At 68.0% G+C, this 26,184-nt stretch carries 25 protein-coding genes, 3 tRNA genes and 2 pseudogenes; 11 read left to right on the forward strand and 19 right to left on the reverse strand.

Annotated elements, in window-relative coordinates; genetic code table 11:
• Positions 1–2: 2 nt before the first annotated feature.
• The 3 genes from AC3WQM_RS18400 to AC3WQM_RS18410 form a co-directional block, all read right to left on the reverse strand.
• The gene (locus AC3WQM_RS18400; RefSeq protein ID WP_492680715.1) at positions 3–251 is read right to left on the reverse strand and encodes an MbtH family protein; all 249 of its coding nucleotides are present in this window, start codon (positions 249–251) and stop codon (positions 3–5) included.
• A gap of 160 nt (positions 252–411) precedes the next feature.
• Positions 412–660, reverse strand: a complete 249-nt coding sequence (locus tag AC3WQM_RS18405; RefSeq protein ID WP_492680717.1) for a FecR/PupR family sigma factor regulator — start codon at positions 658–660, stop codon at positions 412–414.
• Between the two features lie 39 nt (positions 661–699).
• The gene (locus AC3WQM_RS18410; protein ID WP_492680719.1) at positions 700–1,233 is read right to left on the reverse strand and encodes a sigma-70 family RNA polymerase sigma factor; all 534 of its coding nucleotides are present in this window, start codon (positions 1,231–1,233) and stop codon (positions 700–702) included.
• Positions 1,234–1,408: 175 nt separating this feature from the next.
• On the opposite strand from AC3WQM_RS18410, the gene AC3WQM_RS18415 reads away from it, so the two are divergent.
• The 5 genes from AC3WQM_RS18415 to AC3WQM_RS18435 all read left to right on the forward strand — a co-directional run bounded on the left by AC3WQM_RS18415 (position 1,409) and on the right by AC3WQM_RS18435 (position 4,732).
• Positions 1,409–2,248: a plasmid replication/partition related protein gene (locus tag AC3WQM_RS18415; RefSeq protein ID WP_492680721.1), complete on the forward strand. Its 840-nt coding sequence runs from the start codon at positions 1,409–1,411 to the stop codon at positions 2,246–2,248.
• 348 nt (positions 2,249–2,596) lie between these two features.
• A complete protein-coding gene (locus AC3WQM_RS18420; protein WP_492680723.1) occupies positions 2,597–3,313 on the forward strand; it encodes a hypothetical protein in 717 nt (238 codons plus the stop codon).
• Positions 3,310–3,834, forward strand: a complete 525-nt coding sequence (locus tag AC3WQM_RS18425; protein ID WP_062469903.1) for a GTP-binding protein — start codon at positions 3,310–3,312, stop codon at positions 3,832–3,834. Before AC3WQM_RS18420 ends, AC3WQM_RS18425 begins: the two co-directional genes overlap by 4 nt.
• Positions 3,835–3,885: 51 nt before the next feature.
• The gene (locus AC3WQM_RS18430) at positions 3,886–4,269 is read left to right on the forward strand and encodes a roadblock/LC7 domain-containing protein (protein WP_062469906.1); all 384 of its coding nucleotides are present in this window, start codon (positions 3,886–3,888) and stop codon (positions 4,267–4,269) included.
• Between the two features lie 103 nt (positions 4,270–4,372).
• Positions 4,373–4,732: a hypothetical protein gene (locus tag AC3WQM_RS18435; RefSeq protein WP_095746312.1), complete on the forward strand. Its 360-nt coding sequence runs from the start codon at positions 4,373–4,375 to the stop codon at positions 4,730–4,732.
• Between the two features lie 42 nt (positions 4,733–4,774).
• Here AC3WQM_RS18435 and AC3WQM_RS18440 read toward each other — a convergent pair whose 3' ends face one another.
• Genes AC3WQM_RS18440 through AC3WQM_RS18455 form a run of 4 tightly spaced genes read right to left on the reverse strand, consistent with a single transcriptional unit; the run spans position 4,775 to position 9,260 of the window.
• A complete protein-coding gene (locus tag AC3WQM_RS18440; protein WP_492680725.1) occupies positions 4,775–7,126 on the reverse strand; it encodes a penicillin acylase family protein in 2,352 nt (783 codons plus the stop codon).
• The gene (locus AC3WQM_RS18445; RefSeq protein WP_492680727.1) at positions 7,123–7,515 is read right to left on the reverse strand and encodes a Rid family hydrolase; all 393 of its coding nucleotides are present in this window, start codon (positions 7,513–7,515) and stop codon (positions 7,123–7,125) included. Before AC3WQM_RS18445 ends, AC3WQM_RS18440 begins: the two co-directional genes overlap by 4 nt.
• A 40-nt stretch (positions 7,516–7,555) precedes the next feature.
• Positions 7,556–8,260 carry an aspartate/glutamate racemase family protein gene (locus tag AC3WQM_RS18450; RefSeq protein WP_492680729.1) on the reverse strand — a complete coding sequence of 235 codons (705 nt, stop codon included), beginning with the start codon at positions 8,258–8,260 and terminating at the stop codon, positions 7,556–7,558.
• A 13-nt stretch (positions 8,261–8,273) separates the two neighbouring features.
• On the reverse strand, positions 8,274–9,260 hold the full coding sequence (locus AC3WQM_RS18455; RefSeq protein WP_492680731.1) for a Bug family tripartite tricarboxylate transporter substrate binding protein: 987 nt from the start codon (positions 9,258–9,260) through the stop codon (positions 8,274–8,276).
• Positions 9,261–9,319: 59 nt separating this feature from the next.
• On the opposite strand from AC3WQM_RS18455, the gene AC3WQM_RS18460 reads away from it, so the two are divergent.
• Complete coding sequence (locus tag AC3WQM_RS18460; protein ID WP_492680733.1) at positions 9,320–10,396, forward strand: helix-turn-helix transcriptional regulator; 1,077 nt, start codon at positions 9,320–9,322, stop codon at positions 10,394–10,396.
• Between the two features lie 21 nt (positions 10,397–10,417).
• Here the strand turns inward: AC3WQM_RS18460 and AC3WQM_RS18465 are convergent, their stop codons facing one another.
• From AC3WQM_RS18465 to AC3WQM_RS18485, 5 genes and pseudogenes are all read right to left on the reverse strand, one after another.
• A complete protein-coding gene (locus tag AC3WQM_RS18465; protein WP_492680735.1) occupies positions 10,418–11,659 on the reverse strand; it encodes a dienelactone hydrolase family protein in 1,242 nt (413 codons plus the stop codon).
• 51 nt (positions 11,660–11,710) lie between these two features.
• A pseudogene (locus AC3WQM_RS18470) lies at positions 11,711–12,199 on the reverse strand (flavin reductase family protein); the annotation flags it as partial.
• 9 nt (positions 12,200–12,208) lie between these two features.
• A pseudogene (locus AC3WQM_RS18475) lies at positions 12,209–13,444 on the reverse strand (styrene monooxygenase/indole monooxygenase family protein); the annotation flags it as partial.
• A gap of 13 nt (positions 13,445–13,457) precedes the next feature.
• Complete coding sequence (locus tag AC3WQM_RS18480) at positions 13,458–14,705, reverse strand: styrene monooxygenase/indole monooxygenase family protein (RefSeq protein WP_492680737.1); 1,248 nt, start codon at positions 14,703–14,705, stop codon at positions 13,458–13,460.
• Between the two features lie 47 nt (positions 14,706–14,752).
• Complete coding sequence (locus AC3WQM_RS18485; RefSeq protein ID WP_369629700.1) at positions 14,753–15,547, reverse strand: SDR family oxidoreductase; 795 nt, start codon at positions 15,545–15,547, stop codon at positions 14,753–14,755.
• Between the two features lie 184 nt (positions 15,548–15,731).
• Here AC3WQM_RS18485 and AC3WQM_RS18490 point away from each other — a divergent pair, with 184 nt between their 5' ends.
• From AC3WQM_RS18490 to AC3WQM_RS18510, 5 genes are all read left to right on the forward strand, one after another.
• Complete coding sequence (locus AC3WQM_RS18490; protein ID WP_492680739.1) at positions 15,732–16,763, forward strand: AraC family transcriptional regulator; 1,032 nt, start codon at positions 15,732–15,734, stop codon at positions 16,761–16,763.
• Between the two features lie 297 nt (positions 16,764–17,060).
• Complete coding sequence (locus AC3WQM_RS18495; RefSeq protein ID WP_489058112.1) at positions 17,061–18,011, forward strand: universal stress protein; 951 nt, start codon at positions 17,061–17,063, stop codon at positions 18,009–18,011.
• Positions 18,001–18,516: a hypothetical protein gene (locus tag AC3WQM_RS18500; RefSeq protein WP_489058110.1), complete on the forward strand. Its 516-nt coding sequence runs from the start codon at positions 18,001–18,003 to the stop codon at positions 18,514–18,516. Before AC3WQM_RS18495 ends, AC3WQM_RS18500 begins: the two co-directional genes overlap by 11 nt.
• Before the next feature lie 76 nt (positions 18,517–18,592).
• Positions 18,593–18,856 carry a hypothetical protein gene (locus AC3WQM_RS18505; RefSeq protein ID WP_492680741.1) on the forward strand — a complete coding sequence of 88 codons (264 nt, stop codon included), beginning with the start codon at positions 18,593–18,595 and terminating at the stop codon, positions 18,854–18,856.
• A gap of 50 nt (positions 18,857–18,906) precedes the next feature.
• Positions 18,907–20,673 (forward strand): sensor histidine kinase, encoded by a 1,767-nt coding sequence (locus tag AC3WQM_RS18510; protein WP_492680743.1) that lies wholly within the window; start codon positions 18,907–18,909, stop codon positions 20,671–20,673.
• On the opposite strand, the gene AC3WQM_RS18515 is transcribed toward AC3WQM_RS18510, so the two are convergent.
• From AC3WQM_RS18515 to purF, 7 genes are all read right to left on the reverse strand, one after another.
• Complete coding sequence (locus AC3WQM_RS18515) at positions 20,670–21,287, reverse strand: DUF4337 domain-containing protein (protein WP_492680745.1); 618 nt, start codon at positions 21,285–21,287, stop codon at positions 20,670–20,672. The genes AC3WQM_RS18510 and AC3WQM_RS18515 overlap by 4 nt on opposite strands.
• A 363-nt stretch (positions 21,288–21,650) precedes the next feature.
• A tRNA-Asp gene (locus AC3WQM_RS18520) sits at positions 21,651–21,727 on the reverse strand.
• Between the two features lie 69 nt (positions 21,728–21,796).
• A tRNA-Glu gene (locus AC3WQM_RS18525) sits at positions 21,797–21,872 on the reverse strand.
• Positions 21,873–21,923: 51 nt separating this feature from the next.
• Positions 21,924–21,999: transfer RNA gene (locus tag AC3WQM_RS18530), tRNA-Ala, on the reverse strand.
• A 36-nt stretch (positions 22,000–22,035) separates the two neighbouring features.
• On the reverse strand, positions 22,036–23,424 hold the full coding sequence (gene gltX / locus AC3WQM_RS18535) for a glutamate--tRNA ligase (protein WP_492680747.1): 1,389 nt from the start codon (positions 23,422–23,424) through the stop codon (positions 22,036–22,038).
• Between the two features lie 11 nt (positions 23,425–23,435).
• Positions 23,436–24,659 carry an O-succinylhomoserine sulfhydrylase gene (locus AC3WQM_RS18540; RefSeq protein WP_492680749.1) on the reverse strand — a complete coding sequence of 408 codons (1,224 nt, stop codon included), beginning with the start codon at positions 24,657–24,659 and terminating at the stop codon, positions 23,436–23,438.
• Between the two features lie 21 nt (positions 24,660–24,680).
• Entirely contained in the window at positions 24,681–26,183 is a 1,503-nt protein-coding gene (gene purF / locus AC3WQM_RS18545) for an amidophosphoribosyltransferase (protein WP_489058104.1), read from the reverse strand.
• Position 26,184 lies beyond the last annotated feature (1 nt).

The raw sequence follows: 26,184 nt of genomic DNA on the forward strand, positions 1-26,184 counted from the left end.
CGTCAGGCGGAGGTGGAGGCGTTGTCGGTTGGCTGCTGCGCGGCCATCCAGTCGCGCAGCGACTTGGGGCGCATGTCGGTCCACTGGGCTTCGACGTAGTCGAGCACGGTCTTCTTGTCGCCCTTGACGCCGTCGACGGTGCGCCAGCCGCCGGGCACGGCCTTCCAGTGCGGCCAGATGGAGTACTGCGCTTCGTGGTTGACGAGCACGATGAAGGTCTCGTCCTCGCGGTCGAAACAGCTGGTAGACATGGGCGGTCCTCTTGGTAAGTGCAATGGCGGGCAGGGTTTGCCCTTGCGATACAAGACGCGCCGCGAGGCCGGGTGTTTAGTCCTCTGTGCATGAAAGCCGCACACGGCTGCGCCTCGGCGAGGGCCGCTGTAGGAGCTGCGAAAAAAAAGAGGAAGTCGGTCAGCGGGCCGCGTCTTCGGCGTCCGGCGAAGGGACGTCGTGCGCGGGCGGCACGAGGCCCACGAGCAACCAGAGGCGGGCCGCTTCGTCGTAGGCCTGGCGGTGCGCGGGGTCGGCGGCGAGCCAGTGCGCGAGCTCGGCGCTCGCGGCGGCGTCGAGGGCGCCCTCGCCGGCGTGCTGACGACGGACCCACGCCCAGGCGGTCTGCCAGGTGGGATCGCTTTGCTTGTCGTTGGGACTGCTGCTCATCGGCGGCCATCGTAGCGCCGATGCGGTGCGTCGGAAAACTCAGGCGGCCTGCACGAGGTAGCGGCAGCTTTCGAGGGCGGCGTCGGCGTCCTTGATCATGAAGTTCACGAGCGTGGCGGAGCAGCCCAGGCGCGTGGCGATCTCGCGCTGGGTCAGGCCACTCAGGCGGTTGAGTTCGAACGCGAGGCGGGTGCGTGGCGGCAGCGCTTCGAGCACGCGGTCGATGGCCACCAGCGCCTGCCGGCCGCCGAGCACGCGGTCGGGTGCGTCGTTGCTGCTGGGCGGGCTCACGAGTTCGACGTCGTCGCAGTAGGTGCGGTAGCTGGCCTCCACGGAATGGTGGCGGTGGTAGTCGACCGCCACGTTGCGCACCACCTGGCAGCAATAGCCGAGCGGCTTGCGGACATCGCGCACCGAAGCGCCGTCGGCGAGCTTCAGGTAGGCGTCCTGCAGCACTTCGTCTGCGAGGTCAACAGTGCGGACGATCTTCTGCGCGACGCGCTGGAGCTGGGCACGGTTCGCGATGAAGACCTCCCCCAGCGTGGGCGCGGACGGGGAAAGCGACAGATCCATGGGTACTCCTGAAGTGTTCAAGGGCAAAGATACAAATAAGAACTATTACCATTTGATGACGCAAGAGAGCCCTGTTTTTCCCAGTGGCGCCTTTCCGTCTCTCTCCCTGTCTAGACGTTTGAGCGGCCGAAACCGAGACACCTAAAATTCCGCCCCTTACATTGCTCCCGTACCCATGAACATCGTCGTCAACGAAGAACTCAAAGCCTATATCGATCCCTTGACGCCGGAGGAGTACGAAGCCCTCGAACGCAGCATCCTCACCGAAGGCTGCCGCGATGCGCTGGTGCTGTGGGGCGACGTGCTGGTGGACGGCCACAACCGCTACGGCATCTGCCAGAAGCACGGCCTGCCGTTCCAGACGGTGCAGAACACGCGCTTCAAGACGCTGCAGGACGTGCACCTGTGGATGATCGACCAGCACCTGGGCCGCCGCAGCATCTCGGACTACCTGCGCGGCGTGCTGGCCCTGCGCAAGAAGGACATCGTGGACGAGCGCCGCGCCCGCAGCACCGTCACCACCCCGACCACGGCGGACGATCCGCCCTTCGATGTCGACGACGCGCCCGCTTCGACCTCCACTCCCGCTTCCGACGAAGCCCTGCCGCCGCCCGTGCCGCTGAACAGCCGCGAGGCCATCGCCCGCGCCGCGCGCCTGAGCAGCAGCCAGGTCACGATGATCGAGAAGATCCAGAAGCAGGCCGCGCCCGAGCTGGTGGCGGCCGTGAAATCGGGCGTGATCTCGATCAACACGGCCGCGGCCGTCGCCTCGCTGCCCGCCGAAGAGCAGGTGACAGCCGCCAACGCCGGCAAGGACGAACTCAAGCAGGCCGCCAAGCGCGTGCGCGAAGCCAAGCGCAAGCCGCGCGAGGCCGCACCTGAAACCGAAGAAGGCGCCGAACCGTCGTCGCTCGACGCTGTCCAGCAACTGGAACAGCGCGTGGCCGAACTCACGGCCGAAAACGCGGACCTGCGCCGGCAAGTGGCCGCGCTGCAGGCGCAGCTGGCGCACTGACGCCCCGGCGGGCGCCGTTCCGCGCGCCCGCCTCTTTCACCGCCCCCTGAAACCTCGCGCGCCGCGCTGCGGCCCGCGAGGCTTTGTCGCGTCCGCGACCCACTGAAAACAGTTGTTCGTAATCTTGTGTTTTTATTTGCAACAAGTGTTATATTTTTGACGCCACCTACAAACAAACACTTTAGTTCTCCAAGCCAGCGTTGCGGACGGCGTCACCGTCCAACTTCCTACAGTGAGTGCTTAAGTTGCAAAAAGAACGGCGATGCCGCCCCCAATCGGTGTTTTCGATGCGGTTGAACGCAATGCCCCGCAGCGGTCGGCTGACGGGCTTCGCTTTGCGGAGGCTGCATGACGGCCGTTAACACTGTTCCCAAAAGTCAACGCGCCCTGCTGAGCTACAGCGTCGAGGGACTGGCGCACCGGGAAGAAGTGCTGCTCAAGTCGCTGATCCGGCTGCTCGACCACCGCACGCACCAGAACTGGTCGTGGAAGGCCGAACAGGCCGACCTGCGGGTCGTCGGCGAACAGGTTGCCCTTGCAGCCACCTCGCCCCAACCGGCGGTGCCCACGCTGACCGTCGCCCATGCCGACCCGCAGCGCGGCCCTTTCCTGGCCCTGCCGCTGCACACCGATGCGCTGGAAGTCGCGCTCAACCGCCTCGGCGCGATGGTGGTCCACGCCCGCGGCCTGGGGCTGGCCGTGACCGAGGTGCCGATCGGCGAGCACGAGGAATTCCGCATGCTGCGCTGGCCGCCCGCGGCGGTGCTCGAAGCGCCGATCCGCCTGCGGCTGGCCACGCTGATGTCCAACCGGCCGGCGTCGGTGCTGTCGCTGCAGCAGCGCTCGCCCGCCACGCGCCAGGAGTGCGCAGACTTCCTGGCCGACCTGCAGCGCGCCGGCCTGCTCGAACGCGCCGCCAGCCCCGGCGTTCTTGTGGCCGCCTCGGCCCCCGACAGCGTCTTCCCCGACAGCCGCTTCCCGGCACCCGCCCGCGACACCGTGCAGCCCGGCCTGCTGGCACGCATCAGGAACCGACTCGGCTTGCTGCCGTCAGGCCCTCAATGACCGTAGAACACAAGATCCTCTTCACCGGCACCATGGGCGCCGGCAAAACCACGGCCATCGCCGGCGTGAGCGAGATCCCGCCCGTGAGCACCGACGTGCGCAACAGCGACACCTCGGTCGCCAAGGCCACCACCACGGTCGGCCTGGACTACGGCGAACTGACGCTCGACAACGGCGAGAAGCTGCGCCTGTACGGCACGCCCGGCCAGATGCGCTTCGACTTCATGTGGCGCATCCTGGGGCGCGGCGCGCTCGGCGTGGTGATCCTGGTGGACAACAGTCGCCCCGATCCGCTGGCCGACCTGGACATCTACCTGGACGGCTTTGCCGAACTCATCGCGCAGACCGCCTGCGTGGTGGCGGTGGGCCGCATGGAAACGCACCCGAGCCCCGGCATCGACGCCTACGCCCGGCGCATGGAGGCCAAGGGCGTCGTGTGCCCGGTGCTGCCGGCCAACGTCACCGATGCGCAGCAGGTCGTGCAGCTGCTGGAACTGCTCCTGCTCCAGCTCGAGGTCTGACGACACGGCGCTTTTTTCTCTTTCTCTCCTTCTCATTCCATTCAAGCAGCAATGAACATCACTCCAAGAATCAGGCTTGCAGCGGAATCGGCCATCGACACCCTGATGCGGGAAATCAAGGGCGTGAAGGCCGTGGTGATCTCGACCGAAGACGGCCTGGAGCTGGCCGCGCGCGTCGAGAACACCGCACAGGTCGCGCGCCTGTCGGCCATCGCCAGTTCGCTCGCCGCTTTGGGCGCCGTGGCCGGCGAGGAAAGCCAGCTGGGCCATTGCGACAACGTGGCGATCGAGGCCACGCACGGCCACATCCTCATGCTGCAGGCGCGGCATCCCGAGATGACGCTGATCGTGAGCGTGGTCACCAGCCGCGAAGCCATCATCGGCCAGGTCCTCTACTTCGCGAAGCAGGCGACGCAGCTGCTGCAGCACGCCTGACGACGGGCATCGGCCCACCACACCCATTCGACACCGGCAGCCGCCCATTCCCTTCGCCCGGGTGGCCGCCGACTTTCAGGGGCGAGGACTAGGAAAGATTTCGATGGCAAATATCAAGCAATCCATGGACGACCTGATGACCTGCGACGGCGCCCTGTGCGCGGCGCTGGTCGATTCGAGCAGCGGCATGATCCTGGGCCAGATCGGCTCGGGCGTCGATCTCGAGGTGGCCGCCGCCGGCAACACCGAAGTGGTCCGCGCCAAGCTGCGCACCATGCGCGACCTGGGCCTGAACGACAGCATCGAAGACATGCTGATCACGCTCGGCAAGCAGTACCACATCATCCGCCCGATGCAGAAGAAGGAAGGCCTGTTCGTCTACCTGGTGCTGGACAAGACCAAGTCGAACCTGGCCATGGCGCGCCGCAAGACGCTCGACGTCGAACAAGGCATGACGGTCTGAGCGGCGTCGTTGCCAGGCCCCACCCAGGGCCTGGCGACACCGTCACTCGCGCAACGTGCGCCGCTCCAGCTTCGGGTCGGCCGCGATCTCCTCTTCGGTGAAGGGCGGCGTCACCAGCTGCTTGCGCGAGAAGAATTCGAGCTGATCGTCGTGGTGCGGCGAGGCCGGATCGCCCGACTGCCCGCCCGCCACCATCACGCGCGCCACCGGCTTGCCCTGCGCCCACGTGACCACATGCACGTACGAGGTGCCGGCGATGATGTCGCCGTAGCCGTCTTTCGTGAGCGGCGCGCCCTCCAGCGCATTGAGCACGCCCTGCCCGCCCGGTCCGCCATGCAGCGGCACGCGGCCGCGCGGCGTGGGCCGCGCCAGCATGTCACCCCACCGTTCGTCGCCACGCAGCCCCAGTGCTGCCAGCGCATCCGCTGTGTCGCGCAGCGCCGCGACGATGCCCGCCGTCACGCCCGCCGCCAACGACACCGGCCGCACGCGAAACGGACGTGCCGGGTCGTAGGGCTGGGCATACAGGCCGGGCACGTTGTCGAGCCGGGGACCCAGCTCGGTGAACAGCAAGGCACCGCGGCTGTCGACGTTGTGGCGCCGGTCCCACGCGGCCAGGATGCCGCAGGCGCGCTGCACCGTGGCATCGCCCTTGGCGCTGGTGCAGGCGGCCAGCACGGCATCGAGCATGGTCTCGGCCAGGTAGTTGCGATTGCCGAACACCATGTCGGTGGCCTCGGCCACATCGATGCGGCCATCGGCCAGGCTGTCTTCGATCTGCCGTTGCGACATCAGCGTGCGCGCACTGGGCGCAGCCTTCGCGCTGCCGAGCAGCAGCGGGTAGCCATCGAGCTGGCGCCCCACCAGCGAGAGGCTGTAGCTGTCGTTGGCGTTTTGCACGATGCCGCGCGTGGCGAGCGCCGGAAGGCGGGAGGCCGGTGCCAGACGCGGCCGGCCGTCGGCATCGCGCACGGCACAGGCGCTGCGGCGACCGTCGAGTGCGCCCGGCACGGTGGCGTCGTCGGGCGGTGGCACGACGGCGCAGTCGCGCAACGCGGCATCGCCGATGTCGAGCAACGGGCCCGACTCGATGTACATCGCCTGCCCCTGGCTGTCGCCCGCGATCAGGTGCGCGGTGATGCCGCGGTTGCGCGCCACCGCCTGCTCGAAGCCGCCGATGTCGCGCGCTTTCGCCACGGCGAGGATCTGGTCCAGCGCGCGCGCATTCGCCACGTTGGGGTCGGTCACGGCATGCCAGCCGGCGGGGCGGCCCGCTTCCGCCGGCAACCGGTACAGCGGTCCGAGGTGCGAGTACGGCAGGCTGTGGCTTTGCGTGCGCACGCTGCCGTCGGGCTGCTTCACGCGCAGCGCGACAGTCTTCATCGTCAGTTCGCGCGGTGCGCCGTCCACCGTGTACGAAGGCTTCGCACCGGGCTTCACGTCCAGCGCCACCAGCAGCGGATAGGTCACGGTCGAGGGCGCCTCGATGCTCCAGGCCAGGTGCCGCGTGAAGCCCGACAGCGGCAGCGGCAGGCCCAGGAAGTCGGCGCCCATCACGTCGATCTCGCCGGGAATGGTGAGGTGCATCTGGTGCATCAGCAGCCAGTGGTCCTGCCACAGCGTGTGCGGGTTGGCGACCATGATCGAGGTGTTCGTTCCCGTGGCCTCGGCGCCGTAGGCCCAGGCGTTGCTGGCCATGCGCTGCGTCGGCGGACGGTCGCCCTTGGCCTTCGCCACGGGTGGCGCGCCCAGCTGGTCCCAGTTCGATGCCGAGGCGTACGCCGCGACGCTCAAGGCCTTCCACAGCGAGCCCACCTGCATCGTGGCGCGCACCACATCGCTGGCTTCCATCTGCGGCAGCGCCAGGCCCTTGCAGGCGGCGGGGCGCGCCTCGGGCGGCAGGTCGCGCACCCAGCGGTTGAAGCCGGCGGCATAGCCTTGCGCGAGCTGGCGTGCATCGGTGGACAGGCCCTGCCAGGCGGTCTCGACCTCGTCGTCCGACAGCTGCACGCGATAGAACAGATCGCTGTCCAAGTTGGGAATCTGCAGAAAGGCCACGGTGGCCAGGCCGTCCGGGCCGAAGCGTTCCGAGCGCTCGCCGCGCAGCGTGAGCACGCGGTCGGCCAGCAGGCACAGGTGGTCGCGCGCGACGGCGTAGCCATGACCGTAGCCCAGGCCCGCGTAGTCGTTGGCCTTGATGTGCGGCAGGCCGTATTGCGTCCAGCGCACCTCGGCGCTGTAGGTGTCGTTCGACGCGGGTGGTGTGGGTGGCGGCGTCACCGCCAACCCACCGAAGAAGCCGCCACCGCCTCCGTTGTCGCCGCCGCAGCCGGCCACGACACAGGCGAGCGCGCAGAAGCCCGCGCGCAGCAACCCGCTGGCGCGCGGTGTCATGGCCTGGCCCCGACCACCGGCTGGCTCTTGCGCGCGATCACCTGCATCTCCACCCAGGCCTTCGGCACGGCGATGCCGGCCAGCATGGCGGTGCCGGTCGGCTTGCAGGGCAGCACTTCCGACAGCGTCTTCACCACCGCGCCCAGGTGCTCGGCGCCGGCCACGATCAGCGTGTAGTTGATGACCTGCTCGAGCCGCCCGCCGCAGGCCGCCAGGTACTTCTCGATGTTGCGCACCATCAGGCGGGTCTGGTCTTCGGCGCTGACGGCGAGCGTCTGCGTGTCGTAGTCCATGCCGATGGTGCCGGAGACGAAGATCCACTCGTCGTCGAACATCGCGCGGCTGTAGGGCGCATTGACAAAGGGCAAGGGGAAGTCGGCGGTCTGCATGCGGTGGTCTCTCTTTCGTTCTCTGTGTGTGGAAATGGAATCAGGCCCGGGTCATCTCGCGCACGATGGCGCGGGCGTGGATGTCGGTGGAATCGAACAGCGGCACGGTGCAGGCGATCCAGGGCTTCACGGCGCTCAGCTCGGTACAGCCCAGCACGATGCCTTCGGCCCCGCGCGCCACGAGCGCGTTGCACAGCGTCGAGATGACGGCCGCGTCGGCCGGGCTGACCTCGCCGCGCGCGAGCGGCCCGAAGATCGCCGCGTCGAGCGTGCGCCGCTGCGCCGCATCGGGCAGCACCAGTTCGAAGCCCGCGCCCTCCCCCAGCATCTGGCCGAAGAACGGCGCGTCGAGTGCAAAGCTGGTGGCCAGCAGGCCGAGGCGGCGCATCGACGGGAAGCGCGACGCGATCTCGTCACCGGTTTCGCGCGCCACGTGCACCAGCGGCACGCCCGCCGCGGCCTGCACGGCGTCGGCCGCGAAGTGACCGGTGTTCGCCAGGATCGCGATGAGTTCCGCACCGGCTGCACGGGCCTGGCGCGCGGCGGTTTCCATCTGGGCGCGTGCATCGTCGCGGCGCCCTTCGGTCATGGCGGCGATGACGCCGGCGAAGTCCAGGCTCACGATCACGCAGCGGGCCGAGTGCAGGCCGCCGAGTTCGCGCTGGATGTGCTCGTTCAACAAGCGGTAGTAGCTGAGCGTGGAAGGCCACGCGACGCCTCCGATCAGGCCCGCGGTTTTCATCATGGCGCGCACCCTGTCAGTCGAGCTTGAAGCCGAGCTTGCGGATCACCGGGCTGTAGCGCACCAGGTCGCTGTCGATGCGACCCTTGAGTGCGCTTGCGCTGCTCTGCGCCGCCGGCTCGAAGCCGAACACCAGCAGCTTCTCGACCACGTCGGGCTGGCGGATCGCCCAGTCGACGCCGTCGCTCACACGCTTCGCGATCTCGGGCGGCAGGCCGGCCGGGCCGACCACGCCGAACCACACGGAGAAGTCGACGCCCTTGTAGCCCAGCTCGTCGAGCGTGGGCACGTCGGGCAGGCCCGAGAAGCGCCTGGCCGAAGTGACGGCCAGGATCTTCGCGCGCCCCGCCTTCACGAACTGCACATAGGGCGCCATGCCGTCGAAGGCGGCGTCGATGTCGCCTGCGATGGTGGCCTGCGCCACTTCGGCGCTGCCCTTGTAGGGCACGCGCGTGGTCTCGATGCCGGCGCTGCGGTTGAACTCTTCCAGCGCCATCTGCGACAGGATCGCGGCGGCGCCGATGTTGATCTTGCCGGGGGCGGCCTTGGCGCGCTTCACCAGCTCATGCACGTCGCCCACGCTGCCCGCCTGGGTGCGCGTGATGACGGCCGTCGGCGAGGTGATGGCCAGTGCCACCGGCGTGAAGTCTTTCCTCGGGTCGTAGGGCAGCCGGTTGTACAGCGAGGGGTTGAGCACGAAGGTCTGGTCGATGGACCACAGCAGCGTGTAGCCGTCGGGCTGGGCCTTCATGATCTCCTGCGCGCCGATCAGCGTGTTGCCGCCCGGCTTGTTGTCGACCACCACCTGCTGGCCCAGCTGCACCTGCAACTTGGCCGCGATGAGCCGCGCGGCCACGTCGGCACCGCCGCCCGCCACGAAGGGCACGACGAGGCGAATCGGCCGCGAAGGCCAGGCACTCTGCGCACCGGCAAGCGCCGGCAGGCACCCCGCGGCGAGGGCCGCCAGGAGCCCCAGAAACCGGCAGACACGTCGAGCATTCATCCATAAACTCCGTTCAAACCAAAGTGTTGCAACGCTAACGCCGCCTGTCAGGGTTTTCTATGCCGATCCCATCGCAGACTGTGCCGATCCAGCCTTCGCCGTTCACGGCCGCCGCGCTGCGCGAGGACGACTTCAACGCCGCGCTGATCCGCCTGCCCGCCGATCGACCGCTAGCGCTGCCGGCCCTGCACGACGGCGCCAGCCGCGAGGTGCGCTGGCCCGACGACGGGGGCCGCATCCTGCGGCTGCGCACCACGCCCTGGGAAGGCGCGAGCGCGCTGTATTTCGATTTCAGGTTGAACGACGACCTGCACGTGCAGCTGGCACCCGGCAACGAGCTGCTGCTGACCTTCTTTCTTTCGGGCCACGTCACGGGCGAGATCGGCAGCGCGCAAGGGCGGCCGCTCGACTTCCGCGTCGACCGCGCGCTGCTGCGCACGCCGAACCGCGACGGCGGCTACCTGATCCACATCCCCGGCGCCTGCCGCAACAACTTCGTGCAGTTCCGCCTGCGGCGCGACCTGCTGCCGCGCTGGCTGCATGCGCTGGGCGTTCGGCTGCCCGCGCGGCAGATGAGCGAGCTGGTGGAGCGCGACGACGGCCGGGTGCTGTGCAACGCGGCGCTCACGCCGCGCGTGCGCGACTGCCTGGCGCGCATCGGCGACGAGCCCTCCGATCGCCCGGCCTTCGTGCCGCTGTTCCACGCGCGTGCGACCGAGCTGCTGACCTGCGTGCTGCTCGACCTGGCGCAGCTGCTGCGCCCGGCACGTTCGGAAGACACCCACGGCAGCGCAGCGGCACAGACGGTGCGCAGGCTGCGCGCGCTGCTCGGCGAAGCGCCGGCGCAGGCGTGGACGGTCGACGCGCTCGCGCAGCGGCTCGACCTGCGCGCCACGCGGCTGCAGGCCCATGTGAAGGAGGCCGAGGGCACGACGGTCTACGGCCTGCTCGTCGCCGAGCGGCTGGCGCTGGCCGCGCGGCTGCTGCGCGACACGCAGCTCAGCGTGCAGGCCATCGCGGCCGAGGCGGGGTGGGAATGCCACGGCCGCTTCACCGCGGCATTCCGCAAGCAGCACGGCATGGCGCCGCGCGACTACCGCTTGCAGCAGGCGCCACCGGCCAACAGCGGCGCCTGAGGGATCAGCCGCGCGGGCGCATCAAGCGCGCGTCAGCAGCGTGTTCGACGGCAGCGTCTCGTCGAGCAGCTTGCGCGCCGTTTCCACGCCCGCCACCGGCAGCAGCGCCGCGTCGAGCAGGCCCACCTGCACCAGCACGCTCGCCTGGTCCCAGTAGATGTGCTCGTGGTAGAGCTTGTCGCCGCGGAACTTGATGACCGCGAGCAGCGGGATCTCCACGCGCTTTCCGGTCGGCGCCACGCCGGGCAGCATCCACGGGATCTCGGTGGTGTGGGTGAAGCAGAACAGCATCTCGTCGACCACCTGCGTCGCGCCCACGGTGCGCGAGATCGGCACCAGCGAGGTGTCGGGCGGGTTGCTGTTGACGAAGTGGTTCGTATAGAACGCATGCAGGTTCTTGTAGCCCACGCCGCCGGTCATGGTCGGGATGTGGTTGACGTAGGGCTCGGCCACCATGGTGCCCATGGTGTCGTCGACGTTGCGGGTGCCGAACTCGTACTCGCAGTGCTTGTCCCACAGCGCGGCCAGGTCGTAGTTCGGGCCGATGGCCGCCTTCAGCGCGGCCACGCTGCGCTCGTGCGCCATGAGCGCCGAGGCACGGTGGAAGTGCTCGCCGCCCACGCGCGCAAAGGCGTGGTCGACGCCGGGGTACACATGCACCTCGACATTCGGCCGGCCGCGCAGGGTCTGCACGATGCGGTCGCGCGCCTCGGGCGGGCAGAAACCGTCGAGCTCGGCCACGTGCAGCGCCAGCTTGCAGCGGATGCGGTCGGCCTCGTCGAGCGCGGCGTCGATGCCCACGCCGTAGTAGCCGACGGCCACATCCGCGTCGGTGCGGCAGGCCGCCAGGTAGGCGAGCTTCCCGCCCAGGCAGAAGCCGAGCACGCCGACCTTGCCGCCGGGCACCTCGGGGCGCTGGCGCAGCGCGGTGATCGCGGACTGCATGTCCTGCATGCCGAGCGCTTCGTCGAAGCCCTGGTACAGCGCGAAGGCGCGCTGCCAGTCGTCGGGCGTGTAGCCCAGCTGCACGTCGGGCTGCTGGCGCCAGAACAGGTCGGGCACGAGCACCACGTAGCCTTCCTCGGCGTAGTAGTCGGCCACATCGCGCATGGTCTTGTTGACGCCGAAGATTTCCTGCGCGAGCACCAGGCCCGGGCCGGTGCCGCCGCGCGGCAGGGCCAGGTAGGCGCCGAAGCTGCCGCTGCCGTCGGCGGCCTGGATGCGGATGTCTTGCGACGAGGAGGTGGATGCCTTGTTCTGCATGGGTGTGTGACTCCGTTCAATGCTCAAAGGTGGACGTGGGGAACCAGGGGCTCACTGTACGCATTCTGGATGGCGCGTCGTGACCTGGTAGTAGCCCGAGTGAAAAACCAGCGGCTCGCCGTCGAAGCGTTCGTAGCCTTCGACCTCGCCAATGAAGATCAGGTGGTCGCCGCCGTCGTACTGGCGCACGTTGCGGCACACGAAGCGCGCGAGCACGCCGTTGAGCAGCGGCACGCCGGCCGTGCCCTCGCAGCAGTCGACGCCGCCGAACTTGTCGGCCTGCGGCGTCGAGAACTGGCGCGACAGATGATGCTGCGGCGCGGCCAGCACGTTGATCGCGAAGTGGCTCGCGCCGGTGAAGTCGGCCACGCTGGGCGCCTGCCGCGCGAGGCTCCACAGCACCAGCGGCGGATCGAGCGACACCGACGAGAACGAGTTGGCCGTCATGCCCACGCGGCGCCCGTCGAGCGCGCGCGTGGTGATCACGGTGACGCCGGTGCTGAACTGGCCGAGCGCCTTGCGGAAGTCGCGCCGGTCGAAGCGATCGACCGCGGCCTCGCGCGCCTTCGCTTCGAGAAAGCGGTCGGCCTCGACCGCGTCGAACCACCAAGGCGCGAAGTTGCGCGGGTCGTCGAAGCCGTTGACCACCGCGCTCGCCACGGCCGGCCTGTGCGTGGCGCTCTGCAGCAGCTTCTGCAGGTGCGGCGCGGGCGGCGTGAGCAGGCTGTGCGTCCAGTCGGTGGCCCAGCGGGCATAGCCTTCCCAGTAGCGGTCGAAGGTCTCCTGCATCCATGCGGCGTCGAAGGGCGCGTCTCCATGTTCGAGGATGCGCTTGAGGTAGATGTCGGCGGCCTTGGCCGCGTTGTTCGAGCCCTGCCCCGTGATCGGATCGTTGAGCACCACCGCATCGGCCAGGCCCAGCACCTGGCGGCCCGAAGGCAGCGTGGCGACCGGGTGGCGCACCACGGGTGTGACGCGGCCACGCAGCACGCCATGGTCGTCGGTGAGCTCGATGTGTTCGCAGCGCTCGGCCTCCCAGGGCAGGAAGGTGGCCAGGATCTGCTTGCTGCGCGCCAGGTGCTCCTGCGGCGTCTTCACGTCGTCCCAGCAATCCATCGGGCCGCCGGGCACGCCTTCGAACACCATGATTTCGCACGGGCCGCTGGTGGTGAGCGCCGGGAACACGAAGTACTCGCCGACACCCGGAATGAGGTTGAAGCTCACGGCCGCGAACGGCTCGCGCGGGCGCATGCCCTTCACGTAGGTGAGCGCCAACGCGCGCTGCGGCGCGTCGAAGGGTGAGCGCGCTTCATCGCGCGGGAACAGCGCCGATATCTCGCCCTTGCCGCTCGCGACGACCACGAGGTCGTGCGTGCGCGCGCAGTCTTCCAGCGTGTCGAGGTCGGCGTCCTGGTGCACGAGACGGCCGCCGCGCGCTTCGAAGAGCTGCATCCACGCAGAAATCTTCAGGCGCTGGTCGACCGACTGCGCGGGGCCGTCGAGCTTCGCCTCCCACGCGATGGCGCGCTGGCCCTCGGGGCTGCGCACCGACATGCCGATGCCCTCGACCACCGGGCAGGTATCGGCCCAGCTGTCCAGCCCCAGTTCGCGCTCGGTCTGCAGCGCGGTCTCGAACATGCACTGGCTGGACATCACCGGCCCGTCGAAGATCTCCTGCGCCGTGCGGTTCGCATACACCGTCACGGCGTACCCCTTGGCCCGCAGGCCCAGTGCGAGCTGCATGCCGGACTGGCCGGCGCCGACGATGGCCACGCGTCGTGTCATGCGCTGGCTCCGCCTACGCAGCCGCCGCGGCGGCCGCGCAGGTGTCGAGGTAGCGGTCGGCCTCCTGCGGGTCGGCGAACCACGGGAAGAAGGTGCGCGGATCGTCGAAGCCGTTGGCAATGGCGCTGGCCATCGGCGCCACGGCGCCCGCGCTGCCGAGCAGCTTGAGCACGTGGGGCGGCGGCGGTGCGAGCAGCATGTTGGTCCAGCGCGTGACCCACTGCGCATAGCCGAACCAGTAGCGGTCGAAGGTCTGCTGCATCCACGGCGCATCGGCCGCGCCTTCACCGCGCGCCAGGATGCTTTTCAGGTAGGTGTCGGCGCACTTGGCCGCGTTGTTCGAGCCCTGCCCCGTGATCGGGTCGTTGAGCACCACCACGTCGGCCAGGCCGAGCACCTTGCGGCCCGAGGGCAGCGTGGCGATCGGCTTGCGCACGGTGGGTGCGAAGCGGCCGGCGAGGATGCCGTTGTCGTCGGTGAGTTCGATGTCGGCGCAGCGCTCGGCCTCCCAGGGCGTGAAGGTGTCGAGGATCCACTTGCTGCGCGCCAGGTGCTCCTGCGGCGTCTTCACGTCGGACCAGCAGTCCATCGGGCCGCCGGGCACGCCTTCGAACACCATGATCTCGCACGGGCCCGTGGTGGTGAGCGCCGGAAACACGAAGTACTCGCCCACGCCCGGAATCAGGTTGAAGCACACGGCCGAGTACGGCGTGCGCGGGCGCATGCCTTTCACGTAGGTGAGCGCCAGTGCGCGCTGCGGCTGGTCGTAGGTCGACTTGGCGGCGTCGCGCTCGAAGAGCTTCGAGATCTCGCCCTTGCCGCTGGCCACCAGCGTGAGGTCGTGGCTGCGGGTGCAGGCCTCGAGGTCGTCGATGCCCGCGTCCTTGAAGACCAGCTCGCCGCCCTTCTGCTGGAACAGCGTCATCCACGCCGGCACCTTCACGCGCTGGTCGACCGACTGCGCGCTCGAGTTCAGCCGCGCCGCCCATTCGATGGCCTTGGCGCCCTTCTGCTCGGGGTGCGGCACGGCGAAGCCGATGCCGTCCACCGTGGGGCAGTCGCTGGCCCAATGGTCGAGCCCGAGGTCGCGCTCGACCTGCAGCGCGGTGTGGAACATGCACTGGCTCGACATGACCTTGCCGTGGCGGATGTCGTCCGCCGTGCGGTTGCTGTACATCGTGACCTCGTAGCCCGCGTCCAGCAGGCCCAGTCCCAGTTGCAGGCCCGACTGGCCTGCGCCGACGATGGCGATTCGCTTCATGGCTTGCTCCTTCTTTCGTTGTCTCGTGGTGTTGTTGTCAATGCCGATCAGGGTTCCATCAGGCGGGGAATCGCGGGCACGGCCTGCTCCGGGCCCATGGCGGAGTAGCCGCCGTCCACCGCGTAGTCGGCGCCGGTGACGAAGCTCGCGTGCTCGGAGCACAGGAACAGCACCACCTGCGCCACCTCGTCGGGGTCGCCGACGCGCCCCAGCAGGTGGTAGGGCGCGGCCACGCGGTCGGTGCGCGCGCGGTCGCCGCCGGTCAGCTGGTCCATCACGGCCGACCAGGTCCAGCCCGGCGAAACGCTGTTCACGCGGATGCGGTCGGGGGCGAGGTCCATCGCCATGTTGCGCGTGAGCTGCGCCATCGCGGCCTTGCTCACGGGGTAGAGCCAGCGCCCGGTCTGGGCCACGCGCGACGAGATGCTGGTGAAGTTGACCACCGCCCCGCCGCCGGCCGCCACCATGTGCGGGTGCGCCGCCTGCAGCATGGCCACGGCGCTGGCCACGTTCACGTTGAACGAGGTGAGCCAGTCGGCGCGCGGCGACTTGAAGCCGTCGTCCACGTACGAGCACGCCAGGTTCACCAGAAAGTGCACGCCGCCGTGGCGGGCGGCGGCCTCGTCGACGCAGGCCTTCACCTGGGCGTCGTCGGTGATGTCGGTGCGCACGAAGCGCACCCCGGCGCCCAGCGCGTCGGCCAGCGGCTGGCCCTTGTCGGCGTCGATGTCGGCGATGACCACCTTCACGCCCGCGGCGTGGAAGGCGCGCACCACGCCGGCGCCTATCAATGTCGAACCACCCGTGACGATGGCGCTCTTGCCTTCGAGTCCCTTGAACATGACGCTTGCTCTCCTCGGTTGAATCGCCGGTTCGGCGAATGGGCCAAAGGTAGAGCGCCGGGCCTCGCCGGCCGATCCGGAAAACGCAGGCGCTGTCCCTGCCGCGCAGGTTTTTTCGGGGGGTCCAAGGGACGGCCCGAATTGTGGGCTGGAAGGCTTTTTGCTACGGTCTGCCCGCTTCCCTATGGAAACCGCCACCGCCCCCCGGCTGCCGCTGCAGCGTTACCGTTTGTTCGAGAGCCACGACATGGACGAGGCGCGCGAGAGCGTGGCCCGCGTGTTCTGCCCCCACGGCCTCACGATGCTGCGCCCGCGCACCGAACTGGACGCCTGCCACCACAGCGCCCGCCTGCACCGCGACGTGAGCCTCAATTACGTGCAGTACGGCCCCGGCGTGCAGATCGACCCGGGCTACCTGCAAGACTTCTTCTTGTTGCAGATTCCGTTGCGCGGCGGCGCCGACATCCGCTGCGGCGGCCAGCAGGTCGAAGCCACGCCGCGCGTCGCCTCGCTGCCCTCGCCCACCGAGTTGCTGTCGATGCGCTGGGCCGACGACAGCCCGCACCTGATCGTGCGCATCGCGCGCGCGGCACTGCTGTCGCGGCTCGAGGCGCTGCTGCAGGCGCCCGTGCGCCAGCACCTGGTGTTCGACCTCGGCGTGCCGCTGGACAACCCCGCGCTCGCGCCGCTGGTGCACTTCATCGACTACCTGCGGCTCACGCTCGACGCCGGCAATGCGCTGCAAGGCGGCGGGCGCCTGGCCGAGCATGCCGAGGAGTACCTGATGTCGAGCCTGCTGATGTCGGCCGGCCACAACCACTCACGCGCGCTCGCCGGTGACGCGCAGCGCCACCTGCTGCCGCGCGCGGTGCGCAAGGCGCAGGAGTTCATGGCCGCGCACGCCGAGCAGCCGCTGTCGCTGGCCGACGTGTGCCGCGAGGCCGGCTGCAGCGCGCGCGCCCTGCAGATCGCGTTCCGCCAGCATGCGGGCCAGGGACCGATGGAGTTCTTGCGCGAGCTGCGGCTGGACCGGGTGCGCGCCGAACTGCAGGCCGCGTCCACGCGCACCGGTGTGCGCGACGTGGCGGAGAAATACGGTTTCCTTCACCTGGGCCATTTCGCGGCGCAGTACCGAGCGCGCTTCGGCGAGCGGCCGTCGGAAACGCGTGCGCGCTGCGCGCCCGAAGAAGACACCTGTCAACAAAGCCGGGCGTGATGGGTCCGCAATCTGGCAAGGATCGTGCGGGTACTGACCGGATCTGCACGCATCTGGCCTAGACTCTGCGGCATGAACGCCCAGCCTTCCCTCCACACCTTGACGTCCCGCCCCGGCGGTTGCACGCCTGCGTTGGCGTGGATGACAGCGGCGGCCCAGCAGACGCCCGCACATTCCTGAGCCCGGCGGTCCGCCTCTTTCCCTTCTCTCTTTTCAGCGCAAACCATCGACCGCCGGGCACCCGCCCCGCGCGGCTGCGCCCCCGTCCTCCGGGGTCGCGTTCGACTGGAGTGCGTCATGCATCACCATCAGGTTCAGCGGGAGCACGTGCTTCCCGGCGGCGGCGTCGCATCCAACACGCCTTCTTTTCAATCCATCCTCGCCGTCACCGATCTGACGGCACGCGGCAACCGCGCGGTCGAACGGGCCGCCCTGCTCGCAGCCGAACATGGCGCGCTGCTGAAGCTCGTGTACGCGCCCGCGGACCTCGCGCCGCTTGCACACGCCGAAGCGGCCACCGCACTCGCAGGCCTGGCCCGCACCATGGCCTCGCGTTTCGACGTGCTGGTCAAGCAGGTCGCGGGACCGAGCGGCGGCCTCGCGCAGATCGTGGACGAGGCGCGCTACGTCGACCTCGTGGTGCTGAGCCACGAACGCGACCGCTCGCCCGGCGCCTTCTTCACCGGCCAGCCCGTGGAGCGCCTGTTGCGGCAGTTGCGCTGCCCGGCGCTCGTGACGCGGCTCGACACGCGTCTGCGGTACAGCCGCATCCTGGTGGCCGTCGACTTCACGCCCGCCTCGCGCGAGCTCGTGAGCCTGGCCCACGGGCTGGACCCGAATGCTGCGCTGGAGCTGTTCCATGCGCTCAACACGATGCACGAAAGCAAGCTGCGCTATGCGGAGGTGTCGGACCACGCGATCAAGACCTACCGCCACGACAGCATGCGGCAGGCGCGCGAGCGACTCTTCTCGCTGACCGATTCGTCGAGCGCACGGCGCAACCGCGTGCTGTCGGCCATCGGCCGCGGCGACCCGGCGCGGCAGGCCACGGTGCAGCAGCAGCATGCACGCGCCGAGCTGCTCGTGGTCGGCAAGCGCCGCGCCCATCCGCTGGCCGACTTCCTGTTCGGCAGCGTCGCGCAGCGTGTGCTGTGCTGGGCCACGGGCGACGTGCTGGTGGTGCCCTCCGACCGACGCGCCGACGCGTCGCCGGTCGTCATGTCGGGGAAGCTGCAAGATGTTCGCTGAAGACCCCCTCACCAAGTACCCGCTGCGCCAGTCGCTGCTGCCCGGTGCCGAGGGCCTGGCCGTCTTCGCCCAGCGCGGGCCGGTCGACTGGCTCTCGCGCCCCGACCAGTACATCTTCATCTGCGAAGGGCGCGGCGGCCGGATCTATGCGGCGAACGAGGCCTCGCTCGAAGAGGCCCAGCAGCTCATCCGGGACGCGCACGGCGACCAGGTCGTGTCGCGCGATCCCGAGATCCATACCTTCGTCGATCCCGCGCTCGACGCCGTGGTCGAGCCGATCATGTTCCTGCGCCTGAAGAGCCCGCGCGCCTACGCCACCGTGCTGCGCGACGAGCTCGACCGGCGGCGCGCGGACGTGAAGGAGGAAGACCTGCAGCGCCACGACGTCGTGATCCGCGCCGAGGTGCGGCTGGCCGACCTCATGGGCTACGCGAAGGCGGCGCTGGCGATGTCGAACGGGTCGGCGGTGATCTGGAACTGGCTGCTGCGCTACGGGATGGCCTGAGGGCTTCGGCCGGGCACCTCTTCCCCTCCCACAAACCCGGGAGTCGGATTGCGTGCAGCGCAGCTAGATTCGCGGCATGGCCGACAACCCGCTGTTCCTCTTCGTCACGATGACCGAGAAATTCTCGGACCACCTGAGCGCGACCGGCGCCTATCCGGAAAAGTTCGTGCTGAACCTGGCGCAGCACGACACCTACCTGCGCGACGTGGCGCTCTTCAACGTGGGCCGCCAGCGCCCCCTGGACCCGGCCTTGCACATGGGCATCCGCATCGAGATCGATGCGGCGTCGCCGGGCGTGATGGTGGCCTCCAACGGCACGCAGGTCCTGCTGCTGGGGTAGCGCTGCACTGCGCCTGAATTTCCGCAGCCAGGGCAGGCGCGGATCGGTCAATGACCGAACAGGCCCCCGATCAAAACCGGCGCACCGCCAGGCAAAGGCGGCTGACGAGATCGTCCGCAGAATCAGGCTCCCATCGGAGCGACGCCCGTCGCCAGGCGTCGATCAAAGTCCAAATGAACTTGAATCTGGGAACTGCTGCGTTCTTCACGGCGCTGGTGGAGTTCGTCCTTGCCGCCGGCATGCTGGCGCTGTGGGCGAAGGGACGCGCACGCTATCTGGTGTTCTGGGGCGTCGGCTTCCTTGTCTTCGGAATCGGCGCTTTGCTGTTCATCCTGCGGGACAGAATCCCGGACTTCTTCTCCATCCTCCTCGGGAATTTCCTCACGACACTGAGTTCGGTTCTGCTCTACGTGGGCATCTGCCTGTTCTTCGATCGGCGCCGCGCGTGGCTGCCCTGGATGGCAGGGGTCGTGGCTGTGGAAATGACCTTGCTGGCCTGCTTCTCCTATGTCACCTACGACACCTCGGCGCGTGTCTACGTGTACGGCGCGGCCCAGTCCGCGATCGCCCTGATGACCCTCCAGACACTGTGCACGATGGGTCGTGGGCGCGGGAGGAAGATCAATCCCGAAGTGGTCGTCGTTGCCTGGCTGGCGTTGCTGGTTCATGGTGCACGCCTGGCCGGCACCCCCTTCTTTCCCGTGCCACAGGACTTTCTGGCATCGGGGAGTTTCCAGACCCTGCTGGCCTTCGGCTTGAAACTGACCCACATCGGCTACGCGCTGGCGTTCGGCAACATGCACGCCGCCGCCTTGCATGCCGATCTGCGCGCGGCCCTCGCCCACATCGAGGCCAAGTCCCATCAGAAAGTCGAGATCCTGGGCTACATCGGCCACGACCTGCGCGCACCGCTTGCGACGATCGGCGGGTACGCGTCTCTCCTGCTCGCCGATGCGCACGACAAGCAGCGCAAGCACCTGCTGACCATCCAGCGCAGCGTCAAGTACCAGCTCCACCTGATCGACGAACTGCTGGAGTACGCCAAGGCGGAGCTTCAACCGCTGACGGTCCGCCCCGTCACCACCGACCTGCCGCACCTGCTGGACGACATTTCCGACTACGCCGTCGCCCTGTGCGCGCAGCAGAACAACCGCTTTCGCTATCACCCTTCCGAGCGAATGCCCCGGCACATCGGCCTGGACGGAAAGCGCATGCAGCAGGTGCTGCTGAACCTGCTGTCCAACGCCGCCAAGTTCACGCGCGACGGCGTGGTGACCTTGTCGGTCACGGCCCGGCCCGAGGGTCGCGCCTGTGTCTTGAGCTTCGCGGTCAGTGACACCGGGATCGGCGTCGACATGAGCCGAAACGTCGACATCTTCGGCGCCTTCCAGCAGATGCACGCCGCGAGCGGCAGCACGGGACTGGGCCTGTTCATCGCGCAGCGCATCGTCTCGGCCATGGGTGGAACGCTGGGCGTGGCCAGCACGGCCGGCCAGGGCGCCACGTTCTCCTTCGCGCTGTCGGTGCCGGTCGATGCATCCGACGCGGATTGGCCTCTCGTCGCGCAGCGGGAGACAGAGCCCGGCGAGCCGTCACCGATGCCTGCCATCCCTCGACATGTCATGCCGGAGGATCACGCGCTGGACGAGCTCGCCACCCTGGCGCTTCAGGGCCGCGTCACAGACATCGAGCACTGGATCGAACGCCACGCCGACGAAGCCACCTACGCTGCGTTCATGGCCCTGCTTCTGGACCTGCTGGAACGGCTGGACTTTCGCGGGATTCACGCGCTCGTGAATCGCCCCCGCGAGTCCTAGATGTGCAGCGCCGCCAGCGCGCCGATCGCGATCCCTGCGACGGCCACGCCGTACATGGCGCGCTCCAGCCATTTCTTCCGGGTGAGCAGCGCAATGGCCGCCAGCGCGATGGAGACCTGCAGCACCGTGGTGGCCTGCGCCCAGCGGTGGTGCTGGTGCATCTGGGTCTCGGATTGCGCGTCCCAGCGGCTGGCCTCGTCCTCGAGCTTCTTGGCAGCGGCCTGGATCTCGGTCTTCTCCTGCTCATAACGAGTGACCTTCACCTGCCAGCCTTGACGGCGGCCGTCGTCGGTGGCGGTGTCGCGTGCGAACTCCGCCAGCGCCTGCTTGGTGCTCTTCGACTGGAAGTAATTCCATTGATTGGAGGCCTCGGTCTTCTTGATGGCCGCGTTGTTCTTGTAGAGGCCGGCGTTGGCCTGCGTGGCCCCGCCCATGTACGCGAAGATCGCACCCGCGGTCGCAATGGCCGCGGTGCTCACAGCAATCTTTCCCGTCGTGCTCATGCCCTTGCCTGAAGAGGCTGCATCGCCGTGGCCGTGGTCGTGACCGCCGGAAGCGGCATGTTCGAGTTCGTGATCGTGCGGGCCATGCACGTGAAAACCGTGTCCAGACATGAAGTTCTTCTTGGAGTTGTGGAAAAGAAACCCGGAGGGCGCGCGAGTATGCCCGGACTTCACGCGTCGATGGCCCGGGGAAAGTCCTGTCGGCTCTGCGGATGCGCATGCAGGATGCCGGTGCGCCGTGGTTCCAGGGGCATGGCGGCCAACATCCAGACCAGCACGGCCAACCAAGAAATCCACGATCTGCGCAGGGCTCGCCCGCGTCGGACCTCTCGTCGCACAGAAGATTTTTTCCGCTCGGCTCACGGGCAACCGCCGTAAGCGCTGGAGTGCATTCGGGCCATCAAGCCCCAACCGCGCTGGAAAACAAAAAAGCCACCCGAAGGTGGCTTTTTTGCTGGAGCAAGCTCCAAATACTGGCGGAGTGGACGGGACTCGAACCCGCGACCCCCGGCGTGACAGGCCGGTATTCTAACCAACTGAACTACCACTCCTGGTAGACAACGTTCGTTCCTTGCGGAACCGAGTGTTGACGACTCGTGCCGACTTCACCGAAGTGAAACTGGCGACCCTACGGGGATTCGAACCCCGGTAGCCACCGTGAAAGGGTGGTGTCCTAGGCCTCTAGACGATAGGGTCAAAACCTTGGACGTGCTGCGATCAGCATCTCTAACCTACTCGACACTTTGATGGTGGAGGTAAACGGGATCGAACCGATGACCTCTTGCATGCCATGCAAGCGCTCTCCCAGCTGAGCTATACCCCCGTGTGGGTGTCGAGCCTCGAATTATAGCCCGATTTTTCAGGCCTTTTTCAATCGCTCGATAACTTTTTCGCGGGAAAAAATTTCGAGCACTGAATCGAGGGACGGTGTCTGCGATGTTCCCATCACAAGCACTCGTACTGGCATCGCTAACACGGGCATTTTCAGCGCGTGTGTCGCGAGGACTTCCTTGATCATAACTGCGATTTCGGCCCTCTCCCAGGCGACCGTCATCAATTTTTCAACGAGCGTTGCGATTGCAGGCTTCACTGCATCGGTGATGTGCTGCGCGCGGTCTGCATCGGTCACTTCGATGTCCGCATAGAACGCTGCAGCCCAACCAGCGAGCGCCACTGTCGTATCGCAACGGTCCTTGAAGAGCGCACAGATCGCAGGCAGACGCTCATCGGCAACGATGCCTCGCTTTTGCAACTGCGCTGCAACAAGCGGTGCGAGCTCATCGCCGCTCTTGGCCTTGATGTACTGCGCATTCACCCACGCGAGCTTGGCTGCATCCCACTGCGCGGGGCTCTTCGAGAGGTGCGTGCCGTCGAACCAGCTCACCATCTGCTCGCGCGTGAACAACTCGTCGTCACCGTGGCTCCAGCCGAGGCGCGCGAGGTAGTTGAGCATCGCTTCGGGCAGGTAGCCGTTGTCCTCGTAGGCCGTGACGCTCACGGCGCCGCGGCGCTTGGAGAGCTTCTGTCCGTCGTCACCGAGGATCACAGGCACGTGGCCGAACTGCGGCAGCGGTGCGCCGAGCGCGCGGAAGATGTTGATCTGCCACGGCGTGTTGTTGATGTGCTCGTCGCCGCGGAACACGTGCGTGATGGCCATGTCCCAGTCGTCGACCACCACCGCGAAGTTGTAGGTGGGCACACCGTCGGGCCGCAGGATGATCAGGTCGTCGATCTCGCGGTTGTTGATAGTGATCTCGCCCTTGACGAGGTCGTTCCACGTCACGTCGCCTTCGGGCGGATTGCAGAAGCGCACCACGGGCGGCACGCCCTCGGGCACGGGTGGCAGCACCTTGCCTGGCTCGGGGCGCCAGCGGCGGTCGTACAGCGTCTTCTCGTTGCGCGCACGTTGCGCTTCGCGCATCTCGTCGAGTTCGGCCGGCGTGCAATAGCAGTGGTAGGCCGTGCCGGCCGCGAGCATCTGCGCGATGACTTCGCGGTAACGCTCGAGACGTTGCATCTGGTAGATCGGGCCTTCGTCGTAGTCGAGGCCGAGCCAGTGCATCGACGCGAGGATCTGGTCGGTCGAGTCCTGCGTGGAACGGGCCACGTCGGTGTCCTCGATACGCAGCACGAACTCGCCGCCGTGGTGGCGCGCGTAGGCCCACGAATAGAGTGCGGTGCGCGCCGTGCCCAGGTGCAGAAAGCCGGTGGGAGACGGTGCGATGCGGGTGCGAACTTTGCCGGTCATGAAATGAAGAATCAGGAAGTCAGGGTGCTCAGGCCGCGCGAAAGATCGGCCGTGATGTCGTCGATGTATTCCAGGCCGACCGCGAAGCGGACCAGGCCCTGGCTGATGCCCGCGGCCTGGCGCTGCGCCTCGGTGAGGCGGCCGTGCGAGGTGGTGCCGGGGTGCGTGATGATCGACTTGGTGTCGCCCAGGTTGGTCGCGATGCTCACCACGCGCGTGCTGTTGATCACGTGGAAGGCATTGGCGCGCGCCGTCTCGGGGTCGTTGCCGACCACGTCGAAGGACACGACCGCGCCGCCCAGGCCCGACTGCTGGCGCATGGCCAGTTCGTGCTGCGGGTGCGAAGCCAGGCCGGGGTAGTACACGCGTGCCACGCCGGGCTGCGTTTCGAGCCACTGCGCCACGGCCAGCGCGTTCGCGCACTGCGCCTGCATGCGCACGCCCAGCGTCTCCATGCCCTTGAGCACGACCCAGGCGTTGAACGGCGACAGCGCCATGCCGGCGGTGCGCACCACGGGGCCGAAGACGTCGACGATGAGCTTCGACGGTCCGCAGATCGCGCCGGCCATCACGCGGCCCTGGCCGTCGAGGTACTTGGTGCCCGAATGAATGACGAGGTCGGCGCCCAGTTCGGTGGGGCGCTGCAGGATCGGCGTGCAGAAGCAGTTGTCGACCGCGAGCAGCGCACCTGCACCGTGCGCCAGGTCGGCCAGCGCCCGGATGTCACAGACATCGGTCAGCGGATTGGTCGGCGTCTCGGCAAACAGCAGCTTGGTGTTGGGCTTGAGCGCGGTGCGCCACTCGGCCACATCGGTCTGCGAGACAAAGGTGGTCTCGACGCCGAACTTGGCGAACTCCTTGCCGAACAGGTTCAGCGTGGAGCCGAACACCGAGCGCGAGCAGATCACATGGTCACCGGCCTTGAGCAGGCCCATGCACATCATGAGGATCGCGCCCATGCCGGTCGAAGCGCCGATGGCGGCCTCGGTGCCTTCGAGCGCGGCCAGGCGCTGCTCGAAGCTGGCGACCGTCGGGTTCGACGTGCGCGAGTAGGTGAAGCCGGCCTCGGTGCCGGCGAAGCGGCGGGCCGAGGTTTCGGCGTCGGGTTGCACGAAGCCGCTCGTGAGGAACAGGGCCTCCGAGTGCTCGCCGTGCTGGCTGGGTGCCAGGCCGGTGCGCAGCGCGAGGGTGTCGCGGTGCAGGCCGGGCGGCAGGGTGCGTTCGTTGTCGCTCACGTCGGCCCTCTCTTCTTTCTCTTACTCGCTGGGGTTCGGCAGGGCGAGGCGCGAAGCGTCTTCTTCGTTTTCCTCGATGCGCGGGCGGTTGCCGTTCATGCGCGAGATGGCCTCGGTGTCGATGTCACCCGTCACGTACACGCCGTCGAAGCACGAGGCGTCGAAACCGGCGAGCTTCGGGTTGAGCGAACCGATGGCGCGCTTCATGGCGTCGACGTCCTGGTAGATCAGCGCATCGCAGCCGATGAGCTCGCGGATTTCCTCGACGGTGCGGTCGTGCGCCACGAGTTCGTCCTTGGTCGGCATGTCGATGCCGTAGACGTTCGGGTAGCGCACCGGCGGTGCGGCGCTGGCCAGGTAGACCTTGCGGGCGCCGGCGTCGCGCGCCATCTGCACGATCTCGCGGCTGGTGGTGCCGCGCACGATCGAGTCGTCGACCAGCAGCACGTTGCGGCCCTTGAACTCGCTGGCGATCACGTTGAGTTTCTGGCGCACCGACTTCTTGCGAACGCCCTGCCCCGGCATGATGAACGTGCGGCCCACGTAGCGGTTCTTCACGAAGCCTTCGCGGTACGGAATGCCCAAAAGGTGCGCGAGCTGCGTGGCGCTCGGACGGCTCGATTCGGGAATCGGGATGATCACGTCGATCTGGTTCGGCGGCACGGTCGAGACCACGCGCTTGGCCAGCGTTTCGCCCAGGTTCAGGCGCGCCTGGTAGACCGAGATGCCGTCCAGCACCGAGTCGGGACGTGCGAGGTACACGAACTCGAAGATGCACGGGTTGAGCGACGCGCCCTCGGCGCACTGCATCGAGTGCACGTTGCCTTCGAGGTCGATGAACACGGCTTCGCCCGGCTCGATGTTGCGTTCGAACACGTGGCCCGAGCCTTCGAGCGCGACCGATTCGCTGGCCACCATGACGGTGCCGTCGGCGTTGCGGCCCATGCACAGCGGGCGGATGCCGTAGGGGTCGCGGAAGGCCAGCAGGCCGTGGCCGGCGATCAGCGAGACCACGGCGTACGAGCCGCGCAGGCGCTTGTAGACGTTCTTGACGGCGGCGAAGACCTCGGCCGGGTGCAGCGGCACGCCGCGCGAGGAACGCTCGATCTCGTGGGCCAGCACGTTGAGCAGCACTTCGGAGTCGCTCTCGGTGTTGGTGTGGCGGTGATCGGTGGAGAACAGCTCCGCACGCAGGGCGTGCGCGTTGGTCAGGTTGCCGTTGTGCACGAGCACGATGCCGAAGGGCGCGTTCACGTAGAAGGGCTGCGCCTCTTCTTCGCTGTAGGCGTTGCCGGCGGTCGGGTAGCGCACCTGGCCCAGGCCCACGTTGCCCGGCAGCGCGCGCATGTTGCGGGTGCGGAACACGTCGCGCACCATGCCCTTGGCCTTGTGCATGAAGAACTTGCGTTCCAGCAAGGTCACGATGCCGGCCGCATCCTGGCCGCGGTGCTGCAGCAGCAGCAGCGCGTCATAGAGCAACTGGTTGACGGGTGCGTTGCTGACAACGCCGACGATTCCACACATG

Source organism: Variovorax sp. FW301-JW7 (assembly GCF_058788795.1).

Coding starts and splice junctions, on each gene's coding strand:
- AC3WQM_RS18415 (WP_492680721.1), top strand. CDS start 1,409: ATGAACATCGTCGTCAACGAAGAACTCAAAGCCTATATCGATCCCTTG.
- AC3WQM_RS18480 (WP_492680737.1), bottom strand. CDS start 14,705: ATGAAGCGAATCGCCATCGTCGGCGCAGGCCAGTCGGGCCTGCAACTG.
- AC3WQM_RS18510 (WP_492680743.1), top strand. CDS start 18,907: ATGACCGAACAGGCCCCCGATCAAAACCGGCGCACCGCCAGGCAAAGG.
- AC3WQM_RS18495 (WP_489058112.1), top strand. CDS start 17,061: ATGCATCACCATCAGGTTCAGCGGGAGCACGTGCTTCCCGGCGGCGGC.
- AC3WQM_RS18485 (WP_369629700.1), bottom strand. CDS start 15,547: ATGTTCAAGGGACTCGAAGGCAAGAGCGCCATCGTCACGGGTGGTTCG.
- AC3WQM_RS18500 (WP_489058110.1), top strand. CDS start 18,001: ATGTTCGCTGAAGACCCCCTCACCAAGTACCCGCTGCGCCAGTCGCTG.
- AC3WQM_RS18490 (WP_492680739.1), top strand. CDS start 15,732: ATGGAAACCGCCACCGCCCCCCGGCTGCCGCTGCAGCGTTACCGTTTG.
- AC3WQM_RS18455 (WP_492680731.1), bottom strand. CDS start 9,260: ATGAATGCTCGACGTGTCTGCCGGTTTCTGGGGCTCCTGGCGGCCCTC.
- purF (WP_489058104.1), bottom strand. CDS start 26,183: ATGTGTGGAATCGTCGGCGTTGTCAGCAACGCACCCGTCAACCAGTTG.
- AC3WQM_RS18410 (WP_492680719.1), bottom strand. CDS start 1,233: ATGGATCTGTCGCTTTCCCCGTCCGCGCCCACGCTGGGGGAGGTCTTC.
- AC3WQM_RS18460 (WP_492680733.1), top strand. CDS start 9,320: ATGCCGATCCCATCGCAGACTGTGCCGATCCAGCCTTCGCCGTTCACG.
- AC3WQM_RS18405 (WP_492680717.1), bottom strand. CDS start 660: ATGAGCAGCAGTCCCAACGACAAGCAAAGCGATCCCACCTGGCAGACC.
- AC3WQM_RS18505 (WP_492680741.1), top strand. CDS start 18,593: ATGGCCGACAACCCGCTGTTCCTCTTCGTCACGATGACCGAGAAATTC.
- AC3WQM_RS18420 (WP_492680723.1), top strand. CDS start 2,597: ATGACGGCCGTTAACACTGTTCCCAAAAGTCAACGCGCCCTGCTGAGC.
- gltX (WP_492680747.1), bottom strand. CDS start 23,424: ATGACCGGCAAAGTTCGCACCCGCATCGCACCGTCTCCCACCGGCTTT.
- AC3WQM_RS18450 (WP_492680729.1), bottom strand. CDS start 8,260: ATGATGAAAACCGCGGGCCTGATCGGAGGCGTCGCGTGGCCTTCCACG.
- AC3WQM_RS18400 (WP_492680715.1), bottom strand. CDS start 251: ATGTCTACCAGCTGTTTCGACCGCGAGGACGAGACCTTCATCGTGCTC.
- AC3WQM_RS18445 (WP_492680727.1), bottom strand. CDS start 7,515: ATGCAGACCGCCGACTTCCCCTTGCCCTTTGTCAATGCGCCCTACAGC.
- AC3WQM_RS18440 (WP_492680725.1), bottom strand. CDS start 7,126: ATGACACCGCGCGCCAGCGGGTTGCTGCGCGCGGGCTTCTGCGCGCTC.
- AC3WQM_RS18515 (WP_492680745.1), bottom strand. CDS start 21,287: ATGTCTGGACACGGTTTTCACGTGCATGGCCCGCACGATCACGAACTC.
- AC3WQM_RS18430 (WP_062469906.1), top strand. CDS start 3,886: ATGAACATCACTCCAAGAATCAGGCTTGCAGCGGAATCGGCCATCGAC.
- AC3WQM_RS18465 (WP_492680735.1), bottom strand. CDS start 11,659: ATGCAGAACAAGGCATCCACCTCCTCGTCGCAAGACATCCGCATCCAG.
- AC3WQM_RS18425 (WP_062469903.1), top strand. CDS start 3,310: ATGACCGTAGAACACAAGATCCTCTTCACCGGCACCATGGGCGCCGGC.
- AC3WQM_RS18435 (WP_095746312.1), top strand. CDS start 4,373: ATGGCAAATATCAAGCAATCCATGGACGACCTGATGACCTGCGACGGC.